General features: G+C 70.0%; 15 protein-coding genes. 8 read left to right on the top strand and 7 right to left on the bottom strand.

Annotated features, from left to right (window positions below):
• The first annotated feature begins 40 nt into the window (after window positions 1–40).
• Window positions 41–976 carry a LysR family transcriptional regulator gene (locus tag Q0996_RS25310; RefSeq protein WP_299626962.1) on the top strand — a complete coding sequence of 312 codons (936 nt, stop codon included), beginning with the start codon at window positions 41–43 and terminating at the stop codon, window positions 974–976.
• A 153-nt stretch (window positions 977–1,129) separates the two neighbouring features.
• Here the strand turns inward: Q0996_RS25310 and Q0996_RS25305 are convergent, their stop codons facing one another.
• Genes Q0996_RS25305 through Q0996_RS25270 form a run of 7 tightly spaced genes read right to left on the bottom strand, consistent with a single transcriptional unit; the run spans window position 1,130 to window position 11,222 of the window.
• Complete coding sequence (locus Q0996_RS25305; protein ID WP_299626959.1) at window positions 1,130–2,122, bottom strand: ABC transporter ATP-binding protein; 993 nt, start codon at window positions 2,120–2,122, stop codon at window positions 1,130–1,132.
• The gene (locus Q0996_RS25515; protein WP_322096809.1) at window positions 2,119–4,068 is read right to left on the bottom strand and encodes a dipeptide/oligopeptide/nickel ABC transporter permease/ATP-binding protein; all 1,950 of its coding nucleotides are present in this window, start codon (window positions 4,066–4,068) and stop codon (window positions 2,119–2,121) included. Before Q0996_RS25515 ends, Q0996_RS25305 begins: the two co-directional genes overlap by 4 nt.
• Window positions 4,069–4,084: 16 nt before the next feature.
• On the bottom strand, window positions 4,085–5,053 hold the full coding sequence (locus Q0996_RS25290; RefSeq protein WP_299626956.1) for an ABC transporter permease: 969 nt from the start codon (window positions 5,051–5,053) through the stop codon (window positions 4,085–4,087).
• Window positions 5,054–5,077: 24 nt separating this feature from the next.
• On the bottom strand, window positions 5,078–6,649 hold the full coding sequence (locus Q0996_RS25285) for an ABC transporter substrate-binding protein (RefSeq protein WP_299626953.1): 1,572 nt from the start codon (window positions 6,647–6,649) through the stop codon (window positions 5,078–5,080).
• Window positions 6,650–6,681: 32 nt separating this feature from the next.
• Window positions 6,682–8,376, bottom strand: coding sequence for a hydantoinase B/oxoprolinase family protein (locus tag Q0996_RS25280; protein WP_299626950.1), 1,695 nt, complete (start codon window positions 8,374–8,376; stop codon window positions 6,682–6,684).
• On the bottom strand, window positions 8,373–10,436 hold the full coding sequence (locus Q0996_RS25275; protein ID WP_299626947.1) for a hydantoinase/oxoprolinase family protein: 2,064 nt from the start codon (window positions 10,434–10,436) through the stop codon (window positions 8,373–8,375). Before Q0996_RS25275 ends, Q0996_RS25280 begins: the two co-directional genes overlap by 4 nt.
• A 15-nt stretch (window positions 10,437–10,451) precedes the next feature.
• Window positions 10,452–11,222 carry an HpcH/HpaI aldolase/citrate lyase family protein gene (locus Q0996_RS25270; protein ID WP_299626944.1) on the bottom strand — a complete coding sequence of 257 codons (771 nt, stop codon included), beginning with the start codon at window positions 11,220–11,222 and terminating at the stop codon, window positions 10,452–10,454.
• Window positions 11,223–11,396: 174 nt separating this feature from the next.
• Between Q0996_RS25270 and Q0996_RS25265 the strand changes: the two genes are divergently transcribed.
• The 7 genes from Q0996_RS25265 to Q0996_RS25235 form a co-directional block, all read left to right on the top strand.
• Window positions 11,397–12,311: a LysR family transcriptional regulator gene (locus Q0996_RS25265; protein ID WP_299626941.1), complete on the top strand. Its 915-nt coding sequence runs from the start codon at window positions 11,397–11,399 to the stop codon at window positions 12,309–12,311.
• A gap of 165 nt (window positions 12,312–12,476) precedes the next feature.
• Complete coding sequence (locus Q0996_RS25260) at window positions 12,477–13,769, top strand: FAD-binding oxidoreductase (protein ID WP_299626938.1); 1,293 nt, start codon at window positions 12,477–12,479, stop codon at window positions 13,767–13,769.
• Window positions 13,766–14,938: an FAD-binding oxidoreductase gene (locus tag Q0996_RS25255; protein ID WP_299626935.1), complete on the top strand. Its 1,173-nt coding sequence runs from the start codon at window positions 13,766–13,768 to the stop codon at window positions 14,936–14,938. Before Q0996_RS25260 ends, Q0996_RS25255 begins: the two co-directional genes overlap by 4 nt.
• Before the next feature lie 7 nt (window positions 14,939–14,945).
• Complete coding sequence (locus tag Q0996_RS25250) at window positions 14,946–16,082, top strand: FAD-binding oxidoreductase (protein ID WP_299626932.1); 1,137 nt, start codon at window positions 14,946–14,948, stop codon at window positions 16,080–16,082.
• Entirely contained in the window at window positions 16,079–16,375 is a 297-nt protein-coding gene (locus tag Q0996_RS25245) for a (2Fe-2S)-binding protein (protein ID WP_299626929.1), read from the top strand. The genes Q0996_RS25250 and Q0996_RS25245 overlap by 4 nt, the downstream gene beginning before the upstream one ends.
• A complete protein-coding gene (locus Q0996_RS25240; RefSeq protein WP_299626927.1) occupies window positions 16,368–17,792 on the top strand; it encodes an NAD(P)/FAD-dependent oxidoreductase in 1,425 nt (474 codons plus the stop codon). Before Q0996_RS25245 ends, Q0996_RS25240 begins: the two co-directional genes overlap by 8 nt.
• On the top strand, window positions 17,789–18,691 hold a 903-nt coding region (locus Q0996_RS25235), incomplete at its 3' end, for an FAD-binding oxidoreductase (protein ID WP_299626925.1). The genes Q0996_RS25240 and Q0996_RS25235, both read left to right, overlap by 4 nt.

The following is an 18,691-nucleotide window of genomic DNA, read 5'->3' as shown; positions in this document are numbered from 1 at the left end:
GCAATCTGGTGGCATTATTATTCACTCATGGTGAATGATCATGGATCGCCTGACCGCCCTGACGGTGTTTCGCACCGCCGTAGGCCTCGGCAGCTTTGCCGCCGCCGCGCGCCATCTCGGCCTGTCGCCGGCCGCCGTCAGCAAGAACATCGGGGAGTTGGAGGCCCATCTTGCCGTGCGGCTGCTCAACCGGACGACCCGCCGCATGAGCCTCACCGAGGCCGGCAGCCTTTACTACGAGCGGGTGGAGCAGATCCTGGACGACCTGGCGGAGGCCGATGGCGCCCTCGGCCCCCTGCAGCAGCGGCCGGCGGGCCTGCTGCGGGTCAGCGCGCCGATGACCGTCACCCTGCTCTGCCTCTCCGAAGCCATACCGAAGTTTCTCGAACGCCACCCCGATCTGTCCCTCGACCTCAGGATGGACGACCGGCGGGTCGACATCGTGGAGCAGGGATTCGACCTGGCCATTCGCGGCAGCGACAACCTGGAGGACTCGAGCCTGATTGCGCGCAGGCTGATGACCCTGTCCCATGTCGTCTGCGGCAGTCCGGACTACTTCGAACGCCGGGGCGTGCCGCAGCGGCCCGACGATCTGCAACAGCACGACTGCGTCCAGTTCACCCTCTCCGGCCATGCCCGGGAGTGGAGCTTCCGCAAGGCGGGCCGCTCAGTCCGCGTTCCGGTGCGTGGCCGCTACAAGGTGACGTCGAGCCTCGCCGTCCGCGATGCCCTGCGCGCCGGCTTCGGGCTCAGCCTGATCCCCTGGATCTATGTCCGCGAAGACATCGAAGAGGGACGCCTGCTGAGCGTCCTCGACGACTGGTCGGCCGTCGAAACCACGCTCTACGCGGTCTATCCCTCCCGCCGCCATGTCGGGGCCAAGCTGCGTGCCTTTCTCGATTTCCTAGTCGAAGAGATGGGCGTCGAAGAGTTGGGTGATCAGCCCCGCCGCGACGAGGCCCTACCAGGCTGTTGAAAGAGCCGGTTTGGTGACTGACCTCGTGCTTCGAGACGCTTCGCTCCTCAGCATGAGGTCAATCAATCCAACACCTTGACCTCACCCTGAGGAGGCCCGAAGGGCCGTCTCGAAGGGTGCTGTGCTCCGTGCAGCCACCTTCTCAACAACCTGCTACAGCACGTCGTCGCGGATGCAGGCCGTGCGGTGGCCGGGGGCGACTTCGCGCAGCGGCGGCGGCGCTTCGGCGCAGGCCGGCAGGGCATAGGGGCAGCGGGTGCGGAAGACGCAGCCCGAGGGCGGGTCCATGGGGCTCGGCAGGTCGCCCTCCAGGATGATGCGCTTGCGCTCCACGTCCGGCTCGGGCACCGGCGCGGCGGAGAGCAGGGCCTCGGTGTAGGGATGGCGCGGCTTGGTGTAGAGGTCGCGGGCCGGCGCCTCCTCCATGATGCGCCCGAGGTACATCACCATCACCCGGTCGGAGATGTACTCCACCACGCTGAGATCGTGGGAGATGAACAGCAGCGCCAGGTTCAGATCGCGCTGCAGCCCGGCCATCAGGTTGATGATCTGCGCCTGCACCGACACATCGAGGGCTGAGACCGGTTCGTCGGCGACGATGAAGCGAGGCTCCACCGCCAGGGCGCGGGCGATGCCCAGGCGCTGGCGCTGGCCGCCGGAGAACTCGTGGGGAAAGCGCTCCAGGTGGTCCGCCGAGAGGCCGACCCGTTCCAGAAGCGCCACCGTGCGTTCGCGGCGTTCGCGCCGGCTGTAGAGCTTGTGGATGGCGAAGGCCTCGCCGATCAGGCCGGCCACGGTCTTGCGCGGGTCCAGGCTGCTGTAGGGATCCTGGAAGATGATCTGCATGCGCCGTCGCAAGGGCCGCAGACGGCCCTGGCTCCAGTCGGTGATGTCTTCGCCCTCGAAGCGGATGCGGCCCTCGGTGGGCTCGATGAGCCGCAGCATCAGGCGCCCGAGGGTGCTCTTGCCCGAGCCGGACTCGCCCACCAGGCCCACCACCTCGCCGGGGGCCAGGGTGATGTCCACCTGTTCGACCGCATGCACCTGGGCACGCCGGCCCCAGCCGCCGCCGCTGGCGCGGAAGCGCTTGGTCAGGTCGCGGGCCTCGACGATGGTGGTTGCTGGCGCGTTCCCGGAGGTCGTCATTGCCCCGCCTCCTGCGTGATCTCCCGCTCCGTGTCCCGCGCCGCCGCGGGCCCAAGCTCGTCCCAGCGCAGGCAGCGGGTGCTGCGCCCCGGCGCGAAGCTGTGGGCCACGGGCTCTTCGACGGAGCAGCGCGGCTCGGCGAAGGCGCAGCGGGGCGCGAAGGCGCAGCCCTGGGGCCGCTCCCCCGGCCCCGGCACGGTGCCGGGAATCGCCGTCAGCGGCGCCCGCTCGCCGGTCGCCTGGTTGACCCTGGGAATGGAGGACAGCAGGCCGCGGGTGTAGGGATGGCGCGGGTCGCGGAAGACTTCGCGCACCGGCCCCTCCTCGACGATGCGCCCGCAATACATCACCAACACCCGGTCGGCGATCTCCGCCACCACACCCAGGTTGTGGGTGATGAACATGAGGCCGAGGTCGCTGTCGCCCTCGTCGCGCAGGTGCTGGAAGAGGTCGAGGATCTGGGCCTGCACCGTGACGTCCAGCGCCGTGGTCGGCTCGTCCGCCACCACAAGGGCCGGGGTGCAGCTCAGGGCGATGGCGATCATGACGCGCTGGCGCATGCCGCCGGACATCTGGTGCGGATAGTCGCGCACCCTGAGCGCCGCGTCGGGGATGCCGACCCGCTCCAGCAGTTCGATGGCCTTGGCCAGGGCTTCGCGCTTGTTCAGGTCGTGGTGACGGCGCAGCGCCTCGGCGATCTGTTCGCCCACCGGATAGACCGGGTTGAGGCTGGTCATGGGTTCCTGGAACACCATGGCCACATCCCGGCCCCGCACTTCCTCCAGGGCTTCTTCGTCGAGCTGCTCCAGGGGCAGGACGTCCCCCTGCTTGGTGCGCAGGGCGATGCTGCCGGCGGTGATGGAGCCATGGGGCCCGGGGATCAGGCGCAGGATGGACAGACCGATCATGGTCTTGCCGGAGCCCGACTCGCCGACCACCGCCACGGTCTCGCCGCGCCCGATGGCCAGGGAGACGCCGTCCACCGCAGCGAAGGCGCCGTGCGGCGTGGCGAACTCGATGCGCAGGTCGGAGACCTTGACCTGCGCGTCCTCGGCTGGCTCGGCCTCGGCGCGCCGCGCTTCGCCGGCCACCGGGAAGCGCACCAGGGAGCGGGCCGCCTGCAACAGGCCGCCTTCGCGCGCCGCCTTGGGATCGTAGATGTCGCGCAGCGCATCGCAGAGCGCGTTCACCGCCAGTACGGTGACGGTCAGCGCGAGACAGGGCCAGAGCAGCGGCAGCGGGCTGTAGACCATGTAGCCGCGGGCGGCGCGGATCATCAGGCCCCAGCTCGAATCCGGCGGCACCACGCCGAGGCCGAGGAAGCTGAGGCCGGACTCGATGAGGATCGCCGAGGCCACGGTCAGCGAGAACTGCACGATGAGGGGCCCGCTGATGTTGGGCAGGATGGTGCGGAAGAGAATGCGGAAGGGCGAGGCGCCCAACGCGCGGGAGGCTTCGACGTACTCGACGGAACGCGCGGAGAGAGTCTCGCCGTAGGCGACCCGGGCATAGCCCGGCGTGTAGAGAATCGTCAGCACCAGGGTCAGGGTCTCCGCCCCCGGCCCCAGGATGGTGACGATGAGCAGCGCCAGCAGCATCGGCGGGAAGGACAGCACGATGTCCGTGAGGCGCACGGTGAAGAGCTCGGCGATGCCGCCGAAGTAGCCGCCGACCAGGCCGAGGGTGACGCCGATGACCCCGGCGGCGGCGGCGGCCAGCAGCGCCACGGCCAGCGACACCCGCGCGCCGTAGAGCAGCCGCGCCAGGATGTCTCGGCCGTACTCGTCCTGGCCGAGGTAGTGGTCGGCCGAGGGCGGCTGCAGGCGCTCGGAGATGGTCATCTTCACCGGGTCCTGGTCGGTGAGCAGCGGCGCGAAGAGCGCCAGCCCCAGGATCAGTCCGACCAGCAGCAGGCGGGGCAGCAGGCGGCGCAGTTTCGGGTTCATGCTCGGCACCGCGCGATCATTCCAGGCGAATGCGCGGGTCGAGGACCGAGTAGAGCAGGTCGACCAGCAGGTTGAGCAGGATGAAGAGGAAGGAGATCACCAGCACGATGCCCTGCACCTCCGGATAGTCGCGGGTCTCCACCGCCACCACCAGGAAGCCGCTGAGGCCGGGCCAGTTGAAGACGTACTCCACCAGCACCGTGCCGCCCAGCAGAGTGCCCATGTGCAGGCCGAGAACCGTCAGCACCGGCCCCAGGGCGTTGCGCACGACATGGCGCAGCAGCACGCTGCGTCCCGAGAGCCCCTTGGCCCGGGCGGTGCGCACCCATTCCTGCTGCAGGGTCTCCAGGACCGTGGTGCGCATCATGCGGAAGATCACCGCCGAGAGGCCCATGGCGATGGTGACCGCCGGCATCAGCAGGTGGATGAGATGTCGTATGGGATCGCGCGACCACTCGACGAAGCCGCCGGCCGGGACCCACTGCAGCTTCTGGGCGAAGACCAACACCAGCAGTGTGCCGGTGACGAAGACCGGCACCGACAGCATCAGCCCGGCGACCAGCGAGAGGCTGCGGTCGGTGATGCCGCCCTGGCGCAGTGCCGCCAGGGTGCCCAGCGGCAGGCCGGTCAGCACCGACAGCAGGGCGGCGGCCAGGATCAGCTCGATGGTGCGCGGCAGGCGCTTGGCGATCTCGGCGGCGACCGGGTGGTCGTCCTGGAAGGAGTTGCCGAGGTCGCCCTGCAGCAGGCCGGCGAGATAGTCGATGTACTGGGTGAAGATCGGCTGGTCGAGGCCGAGCTTGCGCCTGAGTTCGGCCACGGCCTCCGCCGAGGGATCGACCCCGCCGCCGCTCAACAGCAGCATGGCGGGGTCGCCCGGGATGACGTGGAGAACCAGAAAGACGATGGTGGTGACGATGTAGACGAGGCCCAGCGCGATCAACACGCGCCGGGCCACGTAAGTCGTCAGGCCGCCTCCACCCATACTGTCCGGGTCTCCGCCTCGCTACTACTCGATGGCCGTGTTCTCGATGGTATAGCCTGAGTAGAAGGTGAGGAAGCCCGGCATGTTCTTGAAGCCGGACACATAGGCCTGAGTGGCGTAGCCTTGGGCCCGCCAGTTGATGGGCACGATGGGCGCCAGCTCCAGGGCGCGGGCGTGGACCTTGTCGTAGATCGCCTTGCGCTTGGCCGGGTCGAGCTCCTGGCGGCCTTCCGCCAGGAGGCCGTTGATTTCATCGTCGGCGAAGCCCAGCGAGCGGACGTAGGAATTGCCGCGGGTGCCGTCGAGGAAGTTGGTCAGCGCGTCGGGATCGTTGAAGTCGCCGGCCGAGCCCATGACCGCGAAGTCGTACTGGCCGCGGTTGCCCAGGGAGACGCGGGTCGCCCAGTCCGGCAGGTTCAGCTTCACCTGGATACCGATGTCGGCGAGGTTCTGCTGCACCACTTCGGCGGTGTCCTTGTGCATGCCGTACTGGGCGGTGGACAGCAGCGTGGCCTGGAAGCCGTCGGGGAAGCCGGCTTCGGCCAGCAGCGCCTTGGCCTTCTCCAGGTCGCGCTTCCAATGCCCCTCGAAACTCGGCTCGTGATACTCCGAGCCCTTGGGGATCGGCATGGCGCCCAAGAGATTGCCGCGGCCGAAGAAGGCGGCGGCGATGACGTCCTGGCGCTGCACCGCATAGGCCACGGCCTGGCGCAGGCGCGGGTCGGTGAAGGGCCCGGCCTCGGTGTTGAACAGCAGATACATGAAGGGGCCGTCCACCACGTCCAGGTTCAGCTTCGAGTTGGCACCGATGGAATCCATGCTCTGCCAGGGCACATACTCGATGACGTCGACATCGCCGGCTTCCAGCGCCGCGACGCGCAGGTTCTCGTCCTTGTAGGCATCGAAGCGCAGGTTCTTGGTCTTCGGCAGGCCCGCCTTGTAGTATTTGTCGAAGGCTTCCATTTCGATGCGGGTGCCGCGCTCCACCTCGACCATGCGATAGGGGCCGGCGCCGACGAAGTTGTTCGGGTCCTTCGCCAGCTCCTTGGCCGAGACAATGTGCGAGTGCACGCTGGCCAGGAGGTAGATGAAGGTGACCTGGGGCTCCTTCAGATTGATCCTGACGGTCTTGGGGTCGACGATCTCGATGGACTCGACGACGCCGAAGCGCGAGCGCAGATGGGCGGTCGAGTCTTCCGCCGCGATCGCCTCCAGGGAGACCTTGACGTCCTCGGCGGTGACCGGGTCGCCGTTGTGGAAGTAGGCGTTGTCCCGCAGCTGGATGATGTAGGTCTGGGCGTCGGGGATCTCCCAGGACTCGGCCAGCTCAGGCTGCAGGCCGCCGTCCGGGCCGTAGCCCAGAAGCCCGCGGAACAACTGCAGCTTCACGGTGCTGCTGGCGGTGCCCTTGTTCTCCCAGGGCTTGATGCCCGGCGGATAGGACGAGAGGCCGAACACCAGGGTGCCCGGCGTCTTGGCCTGGGCCCGGCCGATCAGGCCCGGCCCCACCAGAACGGCGCCGCCCAGGGCGGCCATGCCGCCCAGCATGTGGCGGCGGCTGAGGTCATCGTAAAATGTCTTCGGCTTATCGCTCATTATCTTTACCTCCCAATTCGTGTTGATGCCGGTTACCGGCCCGCCTTGGCGGCCACGTCACTCTCCTCCCCGTACTCGATCCCATAAGCGCGCCGCGCGGTCTCCGGCGATATCCTGTCCTCCGCGAGGTCGCGGCGAACCAGGGCCTGGTCGCGCCGCTCCGGCGGGCCGTAGCCGCCGGCCCCCGGGGTCACCACGGCCACGGACTGTCCCGGCGCCAGTTCGCCGACACCGCTGACCAGCGGAGCGACGCCGGGATCGCGCTCGAGCCGGTAGCGCCCGCCTTCCAGGCCGCCGAACAGGCCCCAGGGCGCGGACTCCTCCCGGGTACCATAGATGAACATGCGGCATTGGTGGTCGATGGCGCGGATCTGGCGACGGATGCCCATGCCGCCGCGCCACTGTCCGGGCCCGCCGGAGTCGCGTACCAGTTCGTAGCGTTCGACGATCAGCGGGTATTCCGGCTCCAGTCCTTCCACCGGCAGGTTGCTGGTGTTGGTGACGTGGACCTGGACGCCGTCCAGTCCGTCCTTGCTGGCCCGCGCGCCGAAGCCGCCTCCCAGGGTCTCCAGATAAACATAGAACTCGCCTGTGCGGGGGTTGGTCCCGGTGAAGGTGGCCGAGGTGACGGCGCCGTTGCAGGCGGCCACCAGGCGCTCCGGCACCGCCTGGGCGAGGGCGCCGTGCACCAGGTCGACGACCCGCTGACAGGTGTTGGTGCGGCCGTTGACCGCGCCGGGCGGGGCCGAGTTGAGGATCGAGCCGTAGGGCGCCGACACGGTGATCGGCCGGAACAGCCCGGCGTTGGGCGGCGCGCTGGGGTCGACCACGGTCTTGACGGCGTAGTAGGCGGTGGCCAGCAGCGCGGTCTCCACCAGGTTGAGGCCGGCGCGCACCTGCGGGGGAATGTCGATGAAGTTCAGATCCATCTCGTCGCCGCGCACCGTCAGGCGCAGGCGGAAGTTCAGAGCTTCGTCCAGTTCGTCGGCGTCGAAGCTGTCCTCGAACTCGTAGGTGCCGTCGGGAATCTCGGCGATGCCGGCGCGCATGCGCCGCTCCGCATAGTCCAGCAGTTCGTCGAACACCCGGTTCAGGAAGTCTGTGCCGTAGCGCGCGCAAAGCGCCTGGAAACGCTGGATGCCGAAACGGTTGGCGGCGAGTTGGGCGCGCAGGTCGTTCAGCCGTTCGCGCGGCACCTGGCAGTTCAGGAGGATCAGATCCAGCACGTCCTGCTGCAGCTCGCCGGCGCGCTGCAGGCGGATCGGCGGGATGCGCAGGCCCTCCTGGTAGATGTGGTCATGGCCGCGGTCGACGAAGTCGGCGTGGTGCGCCAGGTTGGTGGCCCAGCCGGCCAGGGCGCCCTCGTGATAGATGGGCGAGGCCAGGACGATGTCCGGCAGATGGGTGCCGCCGCCGGTGTAGGCGTCGTTGCCGATGAAGACGTCGCCCTCGCGGATCTGATCGGCGGGGAAGCGCTCCAGGATCGCTTCTACTACGCCCATCAGAGAACCCAGGTGAATGGGAATGTGCTCGGCCTGATAGAGCGTGCGGCCCTGGGCATCGAACAGCACGGTGGAACAGTCGCGCCGCTCCTTGATGTTGGTGGAGTAGGAGGCGCGGATCAGGGTCTCTCCCATCTCCTCGGCGATGGAGGAGATGGCGTTGCCGATCACTTCCACGGTGACCGGATCGACGGTCCAATTACCGCCCTTCGCTCCGTCGTTCATGCGCCCTCCCCGAATTCCAGCACAAGGTTGAGGTGCGGGTCGACCGTGGCGCTCTGCCCCGGCAGCACCAGGGTGGTGGAGTCCATCTGTTCGACGACAGCGGGCCCTTCGATCCGGTTGCCGGCGGCCAGGCGCTCGCGGTCGTAGACCGGGCAGGCGACGAAGTCCTTCAATTCCGGCAGGTAGACCTCGCGTTCGCCGATGCGCGCGCCTGCGGCATCGGGGCCGGCGTCCGGCGCGGCGCCCAGCTTCGGTTTGTCCACCAGCCCGTAAGCCTCGATGCGGAAGGTCATCACCTCGATGGGCTCCTCCGGTGCGGTGTAGCCGTAGAGCCGCTGATGGGCCGCTTCGAAGCCGGAGCGCAGCGCGTCGAGCAACTGCGCTTCGCCCGCCAGCTCCGGCAGGGGCACGTTGAGCTCGTAGTTCTGGCCAGCGTAGCGCATGTCCGCGGAGGCCACCAGCCGGCGGCGTTCGGCGGCCACGCCCTCGCGCTCGAACCAGGCCTCGGCGTCGCCGCGCAGGCTTGCGAAGGCCTCATGGGCCTCGCCCTGCGCGCCCTCGTCCAGACGCAGGCGCCGGGTGACCGAGAGATCGTGGCGCAGGTCGGTGAGCAGCAGCCCCAGCGCACAGAGGATGCCGGGATTGCGCGGCACCAGGACCTTGGGGATTTCCAGTTCCCGGGCCAGGCGGCTGGCATGGAGCGGCCCGGCCCCGCCGAAGGCCACCAGGCAGTAGTCGCGCGGATCGTGGCCGCGCTGCACCGAGATCACGCGGATGGCCCGGGCCATGCTCGCGGTCACGACCCGGATGATCCCGGCGGCGCTCTCGTTGATGTCGAGGCCGAGGCGGCCGGCCAGATAGCCGATGGCGCCGACCGCCTTGCCGCGCTCGATGGGCATGCGGCCGCCCAGCAGTTCGCGCGGGTTCAGCACCTGCATGACCACGTTGGCGTCGGTCACCGTCGGCTCTTCGTTGCCGAGGCCGTAGCAGACCGGCCCCGGCGCCGCGCCGGCGCTGCGCGGTCCGACTTTCAGGAGGCCGCCGGCATCCACGTCGGCGATGGAACCGCCGCCGGCGCCGACGGTGTGGATGTCGATCATCGGCACCTTCAGCGGATAGCCGTGCACCTCCGCCTCGGTGGTGGTGCGCGGGCGCCCCGCCTCGACCAGCGAGACGTCGGTGGAGGTGCCGCCCATGTCGAAGGTGATGATGTTCTCGATCCCGGCGGCGCGCGCCGTTTCCAGCGCCCCGATGACCCCGGTGCTGGGGCCGGAAAGCACCGTGCGCACCGGCAGTTCGGAGGCGGTTTCGAAAGTGATTGTGCCGCCGTTGGACTGGGTGATGTGCGGTTCGACGCGAATGCCCGCATCGGCCAGGCGCGGGGCCAGTTGCGAGAGATAGCCCTTGATCACCGGGCCGAGGAACGCGTTGACCACGGTGGTGCTGAGGCGTTCGAACTCCCGGAACTCCGGGCAGACCGCGTGGGAGCAGGTGACGAAGGTATCGCCGAGCTGCTGGGCGGCGATCTCCGCCACCAGGCGCTCGTGGGTCGGGTCGCGGAAGCTGTAGAGGAAGCAGATCGCCAGGGCGTCCACCCCCATGGCGGCGAGGTGGCGGGCGGCGGCCTGGATGGCCTCCGGGGTCGGTCGCGCCAGCACCGCGCCGTCGTGCAGGATGCGCTCCGGCACCTCCAGGCGGCGGTCGCGCGGCACCAGCGTTTCCGGTTTGTCGGCCTGCAGGTCGTAGAGGTCCGGGCGGCGCTGGCGGCCGATCTCCAGAAGGTCGCGGAAGCCCTCGCTGGTGATCAGGCCGATGCGCGCGCCGCGGCGCTGGATCAGGGCGTTGGTGGCCACCGTCGTGCCGTGGCCGAAGAAGACGACCAGCGCCGAGTCGCCGGCGAAGCGGTCCAGCGCCTCGCGGGCGCCCCCGGAAATCGCCACCGAGGGATCGTCCGGCGTGCTCGGCACCTTCCACACCGCCAGGCGGCCGCTCTCCTCCTCCAAAAGGCAGACGTCGGTGAAGGTTCCGCCCGAGTCGACACCGACGCGCCAGGTACTCATCGCCGCGCCTCCCTCCTAGGCCGCGCCGGCGGCAACGGCGCCCCGCGCGCCGTCGCGCAGCAGGGTGACGTCGTTGGCGTTGGTGACGAAGTGATAGCCGCGGGCGAACTGCGCGGCCGGGCTGTCGCCGGGCAGGGTGACGGCGCCCAGCCATTTGCCGCCCTCCAGGATGCGGCGCTCGGCCTCGGCCATGAGTTCCTTGAACTCCGGCGCCTCGAAATCGCGCGCCTTGCCGATGCTGCCGCTCAGGTCCGTCGGTCCGATGAACAGCATGTCGACCTCCGGCAGTGCGCACATCTCCGGGATGGCGGCCACGCCCCTGTCGGATTCGATCAGGAGGGCGAGCAGGAAGTTCTGCTCCCAGGTGCGGTAGTAGTCCGCCGGCGGCAGGAAGCCCCAGTCGGACGCGCGCGAGGCGCCGGTCTGATGTCCGCGGATGCCCTGCGGCGGATAGCGGCAGGCGGCCACCGCCGCCGCCGCGGCCTCACCGCTCTCCACGTTGGCGACCAGGATGCCCTCGGCGCCGGCATCGAGGTTCTGCTTGAAGTACATGGGCTGGTTGTCGGCGACGCGGACCAGCGCCGTGGTCGGCGTCGTCTGGATGGCGCGCATCTGGTGGATGCCGGTCTCCAGGCCGCCGGGCGCGTGCTCGTGGTCGACGATCAGCGCGTCGAACCCGGCGTGGGCCAGCAGTTCGCTGACCACCGGGCTGCCCATGAACAGCCAGCAGCCCAGCGTGGGCTCCCCGGCCCGCAGCTTCGCCTTCAAGCGGCTTTCGCGATACACGTGGCTCTCCTCCCTCAGAACCACGGCAATCGGCGCGATCGCGCGGGTGCTTTGCCCGCGCACGACAAGTTTTGCCGCGACATCACGCCGGCCGCGCCAGGTTTTCATGTTCGGCTTGGCGATGTCATAATGCAAATTACATTTCTTCGGAAATCCATTCCCTAAAGGAATACTATGATTTCAAACCGACACCTGCAGGTGCTCGCCGCAGTGATCCGCCAGGGCTCGGTGACCCGGGCGGCGGCGGAGCTGAATCTCTCCCAGCCGACGGTCAGCAAGGCGGTGAAACGCCTGGAAGACGTGGCCGGCATGCGGCTTTTCGAACGCATCGACGGGCGCCTACGCCCCACGGGGGAGGCGGTGATCCTGGCCCGCGAGGCGGAGCGCGTCAGCGAGGAGATGACCGCCTTCGAAAGCCTGGTGACCGACATCCGCAACCGCGGCGGCGGCCCTTTCCGTCTGGCCACGGCGCCGGCCTTCGCCGCCGCCATCGTGCCGCGGGCCATCGTCGCCATGGCGGACGCCAATCCGGATCTGAAGATCCTGGTGAACGTGCAGGCACCGCTGCTGATCCTGGAGGACGCCGCCTCGGGGCGTATCGACCTGGGCGTGGTGCACTACACCGAGGAGGAACCCCTGGCGGCGACGGTCCCGCTCAGCAGCGGACGCATCGTCGCCATCATGCGCCCGGATCACGAGCTGGCGGCGAAGACCGCTCTGCAGCGCGAGGACCTGAAGGGTCAGCCGTTGATCGCCTACCGCGGCAACCTGCCCTTCGCCCGCTCCATCCGCGAGCGCCTGATCCCCGACGACCCGGCGCCGACCGTCTCCATCGAGGCGGAACCGACCACCCTGTTGCGCGACCTCGTGCGCCTGGGTTCCGGTATCGCCCTGGTGGACGAATTCAGCCTCTGGTTCGAGCCGCGCGCCGACCTCGCGGTCCGCCCCATCGAGCCGGCGGTGGAGGTGATGATGGCGGTGGTGCACGTGCGCGGCCGGCCGCTGACGACGGCCGCCAGCACCTTCATCGGCTGCCTGCAGGCGGTCATTGCGCACGGTCAGAAAAGGGGCTTGTCGGACTCGCTTTGAGGGGTACTCGCCGGGTTCTTGGCGGCGCCCTTCGGCGGCTTGAACCTTGACAGCCACGTGGACTTGGCAGGAAGGTCGTGCGCCCAGAGGGCAAGTCCGACCGCTTTCCACGTCGGTCTCTGCCGTCGATCCGGCACGATGTTCCGCACGCAAATGAGGCCCGCTGTGACGCCCGAATTCGCGCATTCCGAAGAGCGACCGCTGCCCAAACGCGCCAGCGTCGTGGTGATCGGCGGCGGTGTCGCGGGCGTCTCGGCAGCCCTCACACTGGCGCAGTGGAAGGTGCCTGTGGTGCTCTGCGAGAAGGGGCGCATCGCCGGCGAACAGTCGTCGCGCAACTGGGGCTGGATCCGCAAACAGGGGCGCGATCTGCGCGAGCTGCCCTTGATGATCGAAAGCCAGCAGCTCTGGCGGCGCTTCGACGAACAGCTCGATGAAGACATCGGCCTGCGCACAGGTGGCACCACCTACCTGGCGGACAACGAGAAGGATCTGGCCGGGCATGCCGACTGGCTGGAGCGGGCCAAGGACTTCCAGCTCGACACCCGCCTGCTGAGCCGTGCCGAGACCGACGCCATGCTTGGTCAGTCGGAGGGCCGCTTCGTCGGCGCCTTGCACACGCCGAGCGACATCTACGCGGAACCGGCCCGCGCCGTGCCCGCCGTCGCGCGGCTGGCCGCCGCTGCCGGGGCGGAGATCTTCGAGGGCACGGCGGTGCGCAGCATCGAGACCGCCGGCGGTCAGGTCTCCCAGGTGGTGACCGAGCACGGTTCGATTGCCTGCGAGGCGGTGGTGCTGGCCGGCGGCGTCTGGTCGCGGCCCTTCCTGGAGAACCTCGGACTTTCCCTGCCGCAGCTTGCGGTCCAGTCCTCCGCGCAGCGCACAACAGAGGCGCCGCTGATCTCCAACAGCACCTTCGGTGCCTCAGGCGCTTCGATCCGCCGGCGCGTCGACGGCGGCTACACCGTGGCGCGCAGCGGCGCGGCGCGCTTCGACCTCATCCCGGCGGCCTTCCGGCACTTCTTCGCCTTCACGCCGGTCCTGAAAGACCGCTGGCGCATCGTGAAGCTGCGTCTCGGCAAGACCTACTTCGGACCCCTGGGCAGCCACCGCTGGCAGGCCGACGAGGCGAGCCCCTTCGAGGCTGTGCGGATCTTCGATCCGGCGCCCGACCATCAGCTTCTCGATTCTGTCCTGCAGGCGGCAAAGACCCTCTATCCGCAACTCGCCGATGTTCGCCCGGTGGAGCGCTGGGGCGGCATGATCGACGTCATGCCCGACGAGATCCCGGTGATCGGGCCTGTCGCGAAACTGCCCGGGTTGATCATGGCGACCGGCCTCTCCGGACATGGCTTCGGGCTCGGCCCCGGCGTCGGGCATCTGGCGGCGCAGCTCGCCACAGGACGGGCGCCGCTGGTCGACCCGGCGCCCTTCCGCTACGAGAGGTTCGGCTCTTGACCTTGCCGGACATCGCCATCGTCGGCGCCGGGATCACCGGCTGCAGCGCCGCCTACCGGCTCGCCAAGGCGGGCGCGAAGGTCACGGTGATCGACAGCTACGGGCCGGCGGCCATGGCCTCCGGCTGGACCCTGGCCGGGGTGCGTCAGTCCGGCCGCGACCCGGCGGAACTGCCCCTGGCCCAGCGTGCCGTGGCGCTCTGGCCGGATCTCGAAGCCGAACTCGGCGCGCCGACCGACTATCGCCGGAACGGCAATCTGCGCCTGGCCCGCACGCCGGCGGAGGTGGAGACCATCCGGCAGCTTGTGGCCGATCAGCGCGCCCTCGGCCTCGACCTCACCTTCCTCGACGACATCGCGGCAATCCGCGAGATCGCGCCGGCTGTCTCGGGCGACGTTCTCGCCGCCTCCTTCTGTCCCACCGATGGCCATGCCGATCCGGTGGCCAGCGTCGGCGCCTTCGTCGCGGCGGCCGAACGCCACGGCGCGGTCTTTCGCTTCGGCGAAAAGGTCGAGGCGGTCGAGGTTGCCGGTGGGCGTCTGCAGGGCCTGCGCACCACCGCCGGGCGGCTGCCGGCGGGCCTTTGCGTTCTCGCCCCGGGCATCGGCATCAACGCGCTGCTGCAGCCCCTGGGGCTGACGGTCCCGCTGCGCATTCCCATGGTGACGGTGATCCAGTCCGTGCCCCTACCGCCGCTGCTGGCGCCGGTGCTGGGGGTCGCCAGTGCTGACTGCGCGGCGCGCCAGCAGGTGGACGGCTGTCTGCGGGTCACTAGCGGCGCCGAGGCCTGGCACGGCGAGATTGGGGAGACCGAAGACGGCCGCCCCAAGGTGGAGCCCACCACCGCCAGCGTGAAGCGCACCATCGATCTGGTCGGCGCGCTGCTGCCGGACTTTGCCGAGGCCCGGGTGAGACGGATCTGGGCCGGCCTTCTGGACCTGACCCCCGATGCCCTGCCGGTCATCGACTTTGCGCCGGGCATCGACGGCCTGATCGTCGCCGCCGGTTTCTCCGGCCATGGCTTCGGCATCGGCCCGGCGACGGGCGAGATGATCTGCGACCTGGCGCTGGGCCGGCAGTCGCCGCTCTCCCGCGAAGCCTTCGCTTTCGGCCGCGCCGCCCTGAGCGCGCCCGCTGCCGAGCCCGCTGCGCTCACCTTGCACGGGTAGCGCGGCCATGCCTTTGTCATCGGCGAAACACATCGAATGCGAGATCGCCGTGGTCGGCGGCGGGCTGGTGGGCTCGGCGTTGGCCTACGGTCTGGCGAAGGCTGGCGCGGAGGTGCTGCTCCTCGACGCAGGGGACGACAGCTTTCACGCCTCGGCCGGCAACTTCGGTCTGGTCTGGGTGCAGGGCAAGGGCCTGGGCCTCGCCGACTATGCCGCCCTCACCCGGCGTTCCGCCGATCTCTGGAGCGGCTTTGCCCAGAGCCTCGTTGAGGAAAGTGGTATCGATCCCGGCCACCGCCAGACCGGCGGCGTGAAGCTCGCCCTCGACGAGGCGGAACTGGAGCGCTACGCGACGGCGGTGCGGCGCATGCACAACCAGGCCGCCCCCGGCGACAACGACACACGGGTACTCGACCGGCAGGCGGTCCTGGACCTGGTGCCTGCCGCCGGGCCGGAGGTGGTGGGCGGCACCTACTGCCCCCATGACGGCTTCGCCGATCCCCTGGCGACCCTCTCGGCCCTGCGCCGCGCTCTGCTGCGGTCGCCGCGGGTCAGGACCGAAAGCGGGCTGGTGACGGAGGTCCGCGCCGACCCCGGCGGCGGCTTCCGGATCTCCACCGGGGATCGGGACGTCCAGGCCGGCAGGGTGGTGCTGGCCGCCGGGCTGGGCAACGCCAAGCTCGCGCCGCAACTCGGCTTGCAGGCGCCGCTGCGTCCGGAGCGCGGGCAGATCCTGGTCTCGGAGCGCCTGCCGGCGTTCCTCGATCTTGCCTGCCACACCATCCGCCAGACCGGTGAGGGCACGGTGATGCTGGGCGACAGCCACGAGGACGTGGGCTTCGACCGCGGCACCAGCCAGGACGTGGCGCGGGCCATCGCCCGCCGGGCGGTGCGCACCTTCCCGCGCCTGGCACAGGCGCGGCTGGTGCGACAGTGGGGCGCCCTGCGGGTGCTCGCCCCCGACGGCTTTCCCATCTACCAGGAATCGGAGCGCTGCCCCGGCGCCTTTCTGGTCACCTGCCACAGCGGCGTCACCCTGGCCGCGGTGCACGCCCGCGAGGTGGCCGCGGCGATCCTGGCGGGCAGCCTCTCGGACCGCTACCCGGCGTTCTCCGCTGCCCGCTTCGACGAGGCGGTGGCATGACCTGGTTCGTACGGACCGGCAGCGGCGAGGCGGTGCGCGTCATCGTCGACGGCGCGCCCCTCGAGGCGCGGGCGGGGGAGAGTGTGGCCACCGCGTTGCTCGCCGCCGGCCACCGCAGTTTCGCCCGCAACCCCGCCAGCGGCGCACCCAACGGCACCTACTGCCTGATCGGCCAGTGCTTCGGCTGCCTCTGCACCATCGACGGCCGGCCGCAGAGCCAGGCCTGCCTCACGCCGGTGGCCGAGGGCATGGTGGTCGAAACGGGCGAACAGGTGGGCACCGGCGATGACTGAGCCCGTCGATCTCGCGGTGATCGGTGCCGGGCCCGCCGGCCTCGCGGCGGCGACCACCGCCGCGGCACACGGGCTCACCGTCCTGCTGCTGGACGAACAGGCCGAGCCCGGCGGCCAGGTCTGGCGGCAGGCCGAGCGGATCTTGGGCGCCGACTCCTCGGGTCTCGGCAAGGTCGCCGCAAGCTACGGCGGCGCGCGCGAAGCGGTCGCCGCCTTGCGCCAGTCCGCCCTGGACTACCGCCCGGGGGCCACGGTCTTCGACGTCTCGCCGGATCTGCGGCTGAGCTGGCTGCAGCGCGAGGCCGACGGCGGCGGCACCCGCCATGCGATCCGCGAGGGTGCAGCCAAGGCGCTGATCCTGGCCACCGGCGCCATGGAGCGGCCGCTGCCCTTTCCCGGCTGGACCCTGCCCGGCGTGATGGGCGTCGGTGCCCTGCAGACGGCGCTGAAGGTGGGTGGCCTGCGGCCGGGCTCGGAAGGATTGGTGCTGGCGGGCCAGGGGCCCCTGTTGCTGCTCTACCTGGCGCAGATCGCGGCGCTGGGCGGCCGCGCGGCGGCGATCCTCGATCTGGCGCCGCCGGGGCGCATGACCGCAGCCTTTCCCGGCCTGCCGCAGGCATTCTTCGGCGATCCCCGCACCATGATCCGCGGCTTCGGCCTGCTGCTGCGCCGCGCCCTGTCCGGGGCGCGGATCTATCGCGGCGTCACGCGCCTCGCAGCCCTTGGTGATGAGAGTCTGGAGCATTTGAGTTTCGAGAGCGGCGGCCGGCGCCACGAACTCCCCTGTTCGCTGCTGGGGGTGCATGACGGGGTCATTCCCTCGACCCAGGTCTCGCGGCTTTTGGGGCTCGAACACCGCTGGCACGATGAACGCCAGTGCTTCGAGCCGCTCTGCGATCCCGACGGGCGGAGCTCCGACGCGTGGGTCTGGATCGCCGGCGACGGCGGTGGCGTCGAAGGCGCGGACCTCGCCACGCTGCGCGGAACGCTGGCCGCCCTGAAGGCCGCCGAACATCTTGGCCGTCTCCCGACGGCGGAGAGCGAAAAGGCGGCGGCACCCTTGCGCGCCCGCCGGGCCCGGCAGCAGCGGGCGCGGGCCTTTCTCGACCGGCTCTACGCGCCGGTGCCGCTCGAAAACCACCTGACCGACGACACCCCGATCTGCCGCTGCGAGGGCGTGACAACAGCCGCGGTGCGCCAGGCCGTCGACCAGGGGGCCGGCGGGCCCAACCGGGTGAAGACTTTCACCCGCTGCGGCATGGGCCCCTGTCAGGGCCGCTTCTGCGGGCCCAGTCTGGTGCGCCTGATCGCGGCTGAGACCGGACAGCCGCCGGACGAGACCGGGGCCCTGCGCATCCGTCCGCCGCTGAAGCCGATCCTGCTCGGCGACTACCTGGAAGCGGAGCCGGAGCTATGACGCCGGCGCGCAGCGACATGATGGTCATCGGTGGCGGCCTGATCGGCCTGTCCTGCGCCCATGCCGCCGCCAAGGCCGGGCTGAAGGTCACCCTACTGGAGGCCGAGAGTTGCGGGCGCTTCGCCTCCAGCGCCAGCGCCGGGGGTGTGCGCAGCCTGAACCGCCATCCCGCGGAAATCCCGCTGGTCCTGGCGGCGCTGGAGCTCTGGCGCTGCCTGCCGGCGCTCATCGGCGACGACGGCGGCTTCGCTCCCGGCGGGCAGATCCGCGTCGCGGAGGACGAGGCCGGCCTTGCCGCCTTGGAGCGCCGGCAAGCCATGATCCGCGAGCTCGGCTACGACCATGAACGCCTGATCGGCCCCGCTGAGCTCAAGCGGCGGCTGCCGAACCTGGCGGCGCATTGCAAGGGCGCTCTCTATGTCGAGGACGACGGCTTTGCTGATCCGCTGCGCTGCGTCCACGCCTTCCGGCGCGCCGCCAAGGCGGCCGGTGTCGCGCTTCATGAGGGCTGCCCTGTCACCACTGTGGAACGGGATGGCGGCGGCCTGCGGGTCGTCACGGCCAAGGGCTACTTTGCGGCGCAGTTCGTGGTCAACGCCGCCGGCGCCTGGGGCAATCGGCTGGCCGCGGCGGTGGGGGAGCCGGTGCCGCTGCGCCCGGCCGCCCTGCAGATGCTGGTCACCGAGCGCCTGCCGCGCTTTGTCGAGGGCGTGGTGGGCTGCGAAGGACACAAGCTCTCCCTCAAGCAGTCGCAGGAAGGTTCGGTCATCATCGGCGGCGGCTACGAAGGCGCGGTGGATCTGAACCAGGGCCGGACACGGCTCTCTCAAACCAATGTTCGCGAGAACCTCGCCGCCGCGGTGCGGCTTTTCCCTGTCCTGCGCAGCGCTGCCCTGGTG

Source organism: Pelagibius sp. (assembly GCF_028289705.1).
Lineage (GTDB): Bacteria > Pseudomonadota > Alphaproteobacteria > Kiloniellales > Kiloniellaceae > Pelagibius.
The sequence above is the reverse complement of the archived record's forward strand: the minus strand, read 5'-3'. Positions and strand labels throughout refer to the sequence as shown.

Coding starts and splice junctions, on each gene's coding strand:
- Q0996_RS25310 (WP_299626962.1), top strand. CDS start 41: ATGGATCGCCTGACCGCCCTGACGGTGTTTCGCACCGCCGTAGGCCTC.
- Q0996_RS25305 (WP_299626959.1), bottom strand. CDS start 2,122: ATGACGACCTCCGGGAACGCGCCAGCAACCACCATCGTCGAGGCCCGC.
- Q0996_RS25515 (WP_322096809.1), bottom strand. CDS start 4,068: ATGAACCCGAAACTGCGCCGCCTGCTGCCCCGCCTGCTGCTGGTCGGA.
- Q0996_RS25290 (WP_299626956.1), bottom strand. CDS start 5,053: ATGGGTGGAGGCGGCCTGACGACTTACGTGGCCCGGCGCGTGTTGATC.
- Q0996_RS25285 (WP_299626953.1), bottom strand. CDS start 6,649: ATGAGCGATAAGCCGAAGACATTTTACGATGACCTCAGCCGCCGCCAC.
- Q0996_RS25280 (WP_299626950.1), bottom strand. CDS start 8,376: ATGAACGACGGAGCGAAGGGCGGTAATTGGACCGTCGATCCGGTCACC.
- Q0996_RS25275 (WP_299626947.1), bottom strand. CDS start 10,436: ATGAGTACCTGGCGCGTCGGTGTCGACTCGGGCGGAACCTTCACCGAC.
- Q0996_RS25265 (WP_299626941.1), top strand. CDS start 11,397: ATGATTTCAAACCGACACCTGCAGGTGCTCGCCGCAGTGATCCGCCAG.
- Q0996_RS25250 (WP_299626932.1), top strand. CDS start 14,946: ATGCCTTTGTCATCGGCGAAACACATCGAATGCGAGATCGCCGTGGTC.
- Q0996_RS25245 (WP_299626929.1), top strand. CDS start 16,079: ATGACCTGGTTCGTACGGACCGGCAGCGGCGAGGCGGTGCGCGTCATC.
- Q0996_RS25240 (WP_299626927.1), top strand. CDS start 16,368: ATGACTGAGCCCGTCGATCTCGCGGTGATCGGTGCCGGGCCCGCCGGC.